Consider the following 6,000-nt stretch of genomic DNA (forward strand, 5'->3'; position numbering starts at 1 on the left):
ACAAATCAAATGTGGGAGCGAGCTCGCTCGCGATGGGTTCAGCGCGGTTTCTGGTGGAACGCCGACGCCGCAATCCCCCATTGCCCCAGCCAGTAGCTGAGGATGATCACATAGGGCGCGGCCTCGAACGGCAGCACAAAGCGGCAGATGCCAATCACGCTGTCGGAGAACACAAACGCTACCGCGCCAGCGGCCGCCAACAGTGCTGAACGCTTCGGCACGTCACTGCCCAAACGGGCCAGAGCGCGCCAGAGCATGGCGCTGATGGCCACGCCGTAAACAATCACCGGAATCAGCAACGGCCCCAGGCCATGGCTGATCAGTATCCCCAGCAGCAGCGCGCCAACCCCAAGCGCCAGAATCAGCGGCAACAGCGCCAAGCGCCGGCAATCACTCAAGTACGCCTTCAAATACGCCAAATGCGCGACCAGAAACGCGCCGAGGCCAAACACGAATAAATCCCCCGGCCACGCCAGCAGCACATCGCCGAGCAGGGAAAAGATCAAACCCAGGCTGATCCAGCGCCGATAGTCGCCGGGCGGTGCATCGTGCAACCAGCCGAGCAGCGCCAACACCGGCAACGGTTTGACCAGCAGACACAGCAACTCGGCGTGAACGCTCACCCCGTAGAGAAAGGTCACCGCGCCCATCAGCGCCAGAATCAGCCAACCCACGATCAGTTAACCGAAATCGCGCAGTCGAAGGTTTGCGCGGGCGTGACTTCTGGCTCCCACGGCTGTTGATAAGTCAGACGCAAGCGCCCGTTGCCCGCGGCGAAGGCTTGAAAGCGCCAGGTCGATTGCCCGCCACTGCCCACCAGTCCGCTGTTCTCCGGGTTGGTGTACACCTCAGGACTGATCGCCCGCAGCACACCGCCAGCCGAATCCTGGACCGCCCAGCGATAACCGGTGGTCGGGTTGCTCGGCAGGGTCAGGATCAGGTGTTGCCCGTTGTTCAGTTGCACCGGGCATTCGCTTTGTTTTTCCACCGTCACGTTCTGTTTCGGTTGAGTGGCGCAGGCGGCCAGCAGGGCGAGGCTCAGGGGGACAAACAGGCGGGTGGGGGACATAAGGTCAGCGGCTCCGGCATTCACGACGAACGGCGAGCATAACTGAAGATGAGACAAATTGTGACGGTCCCGACTGGGACGGCCGAGGGTTTGGCGTCGTGAGTGCTGACGCCATCGCGAGCAAGCTCGCTCCCACAGGTTTATCGCCGTCCTTGTGGGAGCGAGCTTGCTCGCGATAGCGGTAGTGCATTCGCTACATCATTGTCAGAACAACACTTCCACCATCCGCTTGGATCGGGGCGAGCACTGGTTTTGTAAATGAGGACGGGAAGGGTTACTTTCGTCAGCTCAATTTCAATGTTGGCGTGCAGTAGAAATTTAGTTGTGCCTTCGATCCTCTGTTCGTGCTGAGGCAGTGATTCTCCCGCGCCCGGTATATTAATGACCGGTCGCCCAAGTAACTTTGTGTAAGTTACCCTTTGGCTTGGATCTGACGGTTCATAGTTCCAATGTTCCTGCCTTACACGCATCTAGATATTTTTGTTAGGAAATTCAAATCCGCCGGAGGGATAGCGATGCTGCCAGCGTCCATCCTGCCCCACCTGGCCGGCCCTTACCCAATCAGTCTCGGAGGCGTAGGAAAAATTTATGAAAATTTCAGCATCGACTTCGCCGGTTCCTTCCGGTATCAACATATCGTACTCGCCTCCTTCCATTGGAATCGAGATGGTGGGAATAGGCAGCTTGGTTTTCTTTTCCATGATTGCTTACCCTTGAATGTGGAGTGAGCAACCGTTTTATCAGTCTGGAAGGTGAGCGCCACCTGTTAAAAATAACAGTTCCGACAGGCGGCGCTTACTATGTTTCAACCGCAATACGGTGAGGTATGAGGTCAGAACAACACCTTCGCCACATCTGCAAAGCGCTTGGCAAAGTGCACGGTGATCCCTTCATTCAGGTGGTTTTGTGGGGCATCAGTGTGGATTAGGCTCTACCTTGAATTGTGTTCTCCAGAAGCAGGAGGGTTAGCCTGTGTGTTTAATATGGCCTAGCTGGAAGTCTTGATTTTGACCATCCCAGTTCATTAAGTCCAGATAGTAAAGTCCACCAGGAACTCGTCCCAAGGTAGTGTGGTTTACAAAATAATCCGAACCATTGCTATAAATCTTGGTTTGTAGCCCCGGCGCTTCAATGCCCATGCCAAGGCGTATAGGGATCCACTTTAATTCTGTCTGAATAGACTTGATGAATTCTTCTTTAGAAATGCCGGCAGTTGGTAGGGAATATATAAAGTATGTGAAGTTAATGTTGTTATTGGTTGCGTTAAATTGACTGTCTTCGAGTTGCAAAAAAATTGTATCGAACCAGTCTAGTATGGCATGCCTTTTGATAAATATATGTGTGAGACGTGCAAATTCAGCGGTATCGCCCCCTAAAAGACTTTCGGTGTCTTCTTTGTCAAGTTTGTAGCCGGCGACGTGACTAAATATATGTCTTGAAAAAAAGCCAGAGCTTGCATGGTATTCAGGGTTTTGAGTGATGATTTCCTTGTCGACGTTAAATATGGTTTCTGCTGGCGCTATTTTTACTTTGAGGGTGAGTTTTGCAGCCCACCATTTTCCGTCAGAGGGGATGATTTCAATGCGGCCCGATGTAAAGTCGGTTTCCAATCTTTTGTCGTGAATTAATTTTATGTCTTCTTCTTGTGTCGAGGCTTGCAGGGGGCGCTTGATTGTATGAGGGTTTGTAATAAAAGGGTTCATGAGATTCTCCTTAATCTGAATAAATTCTATCTATAGATTTCTTTTAACTACAGATGGGCTGGGGCGCCAGGGATCAGCGCCCTCGGCAACCAGTATGTGGAGTGGAGGCAGGAGCGGTAACTGTCAGAGTTGACAGTTTTTTAGACTGATTATTTCGAGGGTTTCAGTTTTTTTGCTATATGAAATGTGGTGACTGCCAAGTGCGTAACTTGGCAGTCGGCTATACAGAAAAGATTAAAACAATACCTTTGCCACATCCGCAAAGCGCTTGGCGAAATGCACCGTTATCCCTTCTTTCAGGTAGTCCGGCAATTCCTCAAAACTGCCACGGTTGGGCTCCGGCAATATCAGTTCGAAGATCTTCTGCCGGCGCGCCGCAATCACCTTCTCGCGCACCCCGCCAATCGGCAGTACGTGCCCGGTCAGCGTCAGTTCGCCGGTCATGGCCACGCCTTTTTTCGGCGGCTGGTTGCGTGCCAGCGAGAGCAGGGCGCTGGCCATGGTCACGCCGGCACTCGGGCCGTCTTTCGGTGTTGCACCTTCGGGGACGTGCAGGTGGATGAAGGCTTCGTCGAAGAACTTCGCGTCGCCACCGAATTGCTTGAGGTGTGAGCTGACGTAGCTGTAGGCGATCTCGGCCGATTCCTTCATCACGTCACCCAGTTGCCCGGTGAGTTTGAAGCCGCGGTTGAGGGTATGAATGCGCGTGGCTTCGATCGGCAAGGTCGCGCCGCCCATGCTGGTCCAGGCCAGACCTGTGATGACGCCGGTGCCGGACAGTACTTGTTCGTTGCGGAACACCGGCATGCCCAGTGAGGCTTCGAGGTCTTTGGGGCCGAGCTTGATCACAGCTGCAGGTTCGTCGATCAGTTTCACCACGGCCTTGCGCACCAGTTTGCCCAGTTGTTTTTCCAACTGCCGCACCCCGGCTTCGCGGGCATAACCGTCGATCAAGGCTTTCAGCGCGCTGTCGCTGATGGACAGGCTGGTTTTCGATACACCGGCTTTCTCAAGCTGTTTTGGCCACAGGTGACGCTTGGCGATGGCGACCTTTTCTTCGGTGATGTAACCCGACAGGCGAATCACTTCCATCCGGTCGAGCAACGGGCCGGGGATCGAGTCCAGGGTGTTGGCGGTGCAGACGAACAGCACTTTCGACAGGTCCAGACGCAGGTCCAGGTAATGATCGAGGAATTCGACGTTCTGTTCCGGATCGAGGGTTTCCAGCAGCGCCGAGGCCGGGTCGCCCTGGTAGCTTTGGCCCATCTTGTCGATCTCGTCGAGCATGATCACCGGGTTCATCACTTCAACGTCTTTCAACGCCTGAACCAGCTTGCCGGGCAACGCACCGATGTAGGTGCGGCGGTGGCCCTTGATCTCGGCTTCGTCGCGCATGCCGCCGACGCTGAAGCGATAGAACGGCCGCCCCAGCGATTCGGCAATGGATTTGCCGACACTGGTTTTACCCACGCCCGGCGGACCGACCAGCAGCACGATGGAACCGGAGATTTCGCCTTTGTAGGCACCGACGGCAAGGAATTCGAGGATCCGGTCCTTGATGTCGTCGAGCCCGGCGTGGTGTTTGTCGAGGACTTTGCGCGCGTGTTTGAGGTCGAGTTTGTCCTCGCCATAAACGCCCCACGGCACCGCCGTCGCCCATTCCAGGTAGTTGCGGGTGACCGCGTATTCCGGCGAGCCGGTTTCGAGGATCGACAGCTTGTTCAATTCCTCCTCGATGCGTTTCTGCGCCTGTGGCGGCAGGACCTTGCCCACCAGCCGCTGCTCGAACTGCTCGACGTCGGCGCTGCGGTCGTCTTTGGTCAGTCCCAGTTCCTGCTGGATGACCTTGAGTTGCTCCTTGAGGAAAAACTCGCGCTGGTGCTCGCCGATCTTGCGGTTCACCTCGGCGGAGATTTCTTTCTGCAACCGCGCGACTTCGACTTCCTTGCGCAACATCGGCAGGACTTTTTCCATGCGCTTGAGCATTGGCACGCAGTCGAGCACTTCTTGCAGCTCGCTACCGGTGGCCGAGGTCAGGGCGGCGGCGAAGTCGGTCAGCGGCGACGGGTCGTTGGGGCTGAAGCGGTTGAGGTAGTTTTTCAGCTCTTCGCTGTACAGCGGGTTGAGCGGCAGCAGTTCCTTGATCGCGTTGATCAGCGCCATGCCGTAGGCCTTGACCTCATCGGTCGGCTCGCTCGGCTGGTGCGGGTATTCGACTTCTACCAGGTACGGTGGGCGATGGTGTTTGAGCCAGGTGCGGATGCGCACGCGGGTCAGGCCCTGAGCGACGAATTGCAGTTTGCCGTTTTCGCGGCTGGCGTGATGGACCTTCACCAGGGTGCCGTAGAGCGGCAGGGCGGACGTGTCGAAGTGTCGTGGATCTTCCTGCGGGGTGTCCATGAAGAACAGCGCCAGCGAGTGATGTTCGGACTTGGCGACCAGGTCGAGGGTTTCGGCCCAGGGTTCTTCATTGACGATCACTGGCAGTACTTGCGCCGGGAAGAACGGGCGATTGTGGATCGGGATGATGTAGACCTTGTCCGGCAGGTTCTGACCGGGCAGGGCCAGGCCTTTGCCTTCGGAGGTGGGGTGTTCGGCGTTTTCGGGGTCGGCGTAGTCGCTTGGGTTATCCGGGAATTCTTGCTGGTCGCTCATGGGGCACCTGCGTAATGGGCTATGTAAGTTAGATGGGGCAGGTGGGGGGTGGTTTCAATGGGTGGCATCTGTAGGAGCTGCCGAAGGCTGCGATCTTTTGATCCTGGCGGCCGGACAGCCGGCCAATCTCTTGCGGATGTACACCAATCAAAACTGTGTGGCTTGCCTGCGAAGGCGGCCTGACAGCCGGCCTATCTTTCGCAGATGTACACCAATCAAAACTGTGGGAGCTGGCTTGCCTGCGAAGGCGGCCTGACAGCCGGCCTATCTTTCGCAGATGTACACCAATCAAAACTGTGGGAGCTGGCCTGCCTGCGATGGCGGCCTGACAGCCGGCCAATCTCCCGCAGATGTACATCAATCAAAACTGTGGGAGCTGGCTTGCCTGCGATGGCGGCCTGACAGCCGGCCTATCTCTTGCAGATGTACACCAATCAAAACTGTGGGAGCTGGCTTGCCTGCGATGGCGGCCTGACAGCCGGCCAATCTCTTGCGGATGTACACCAATCAAAACTGTGGGAGCTGGCTTGCCTGCGATGGCGGCCTGACAGCCGGCCTATCTTTCGCAGATGT

The 6,000-nt window shown here is 56.2% G+C and carries 5 protein-coding genes; all 5 read right to left on the bottom strand.

Annotated elements, in window-relative coordinates; genetic code table 11:
* Window positions 1–38 precede the first annotated feature (38 nt).
* The 5 genes from BK659_RS11180 to lon all read right to left on the bottom strand — a co-directional run bounded on the left by BK659_RS11180 (window position 39) and on the right by lon (window position 5,427).
* A complete protein-coding gene (locus BK659_RS11180; protein ID WP_123425120.1) occupies window positions 39–674 on the bottom strand; it encodes a lysoplasmalogenase in 636 nt (211 codons plus the stop codon).
* A gap of 2 nt (window positions 675–676) precedes the next feature.
* Entirely contained in the window at window positions 677–1,069 is a 393-nt protein-coding gene (locus BK659_RS11185) for a protease inhibitor I42 family protein (protein WP_123425121.1), read from the bottom strand.
* Between the two features lie 470 nt (window positions 1,070–1,539).
* Window positions 1,540–1,770 (bottom strand): hypothetical protein, encoded by a 231-nt coding sequence (locus tag BK659_RS11190; protein ID WP_123425122.1) that lies wholly within the window; start codon window positions 1,768–1,770, stop codon window positions 1,540–1,542.
* A 264-nt stretch (window positions 1,771–2,034) separates the two neighbouring features.
* Window positions 2,035–2,772 (bottom strand): hypothetical protein, encoded by a 738-nt coding sequence (locus BK659_RS11195; RefSeq protein WP_123425123.1) that lies wholly within the window; start codon window positions 2,770–2,772, stop codon window positions 2,035–2,037.
* Between the two features lie 234 nt (window positions 2,773–3,006).
* The gene (gene lon, locus BK659_RS11200) at window positions 3,007–5,427 is read right to left on the bottom strand and encodes an endopeptidase La (RefSeq protein ID WP_123425124.1); all 2,421 of its coding nucleotides are present in this window, start codon (window positions 5,425–5,427) and stop codon (window positions 3,007–3,009) included.
* Between the last annotated feature and the right edge of the window lie 573 nt (window positions 5,428–6,000).

Source organism: Pseudomonas brassicacearum, from assembly GCF_003732225.1.
GTDB classification, from domain to species: domain Bacteria; phylum Pseudomonadota; class Gammaproteobacteria; order Pseudomonadales; family Pseudomonadaceae; genus Aquipseudomonas; species Aquipseudomonas brassicacearum_E.

Bases quoted from the DNA above. Each gene is read 5' to 3' on its own strand.
- BK659_RS11185 (WP_123425121.1), bottom strand. From the start codon at position 1,069: ATGTCCCCCACCCGCCTGTTTGTCCCCCTGAGCCTCGCCCTGCTGGCC.
- BK659_RS11190 (WP_123425122.1), bottom strand. From the start codon at position 1,770: ATGGAAAAGAAAACCAAGCTGCCTATTCCCACCATCTCGATTCCAATG.
- BK659_RS11195 (WP_123425123.1), bottom strand. From the start codon at position 2,772: ATGAACCCTTTTATTACAAACCCTCATACAATCAAGCGCCCCCTGCAA.
- lon (WP_123425124.1), bottom strand. From the start codon at position 5,427: ATGAGCGACCAGCAAGAATTCCCGGATAACCCAAGCGACTACGCCGAC.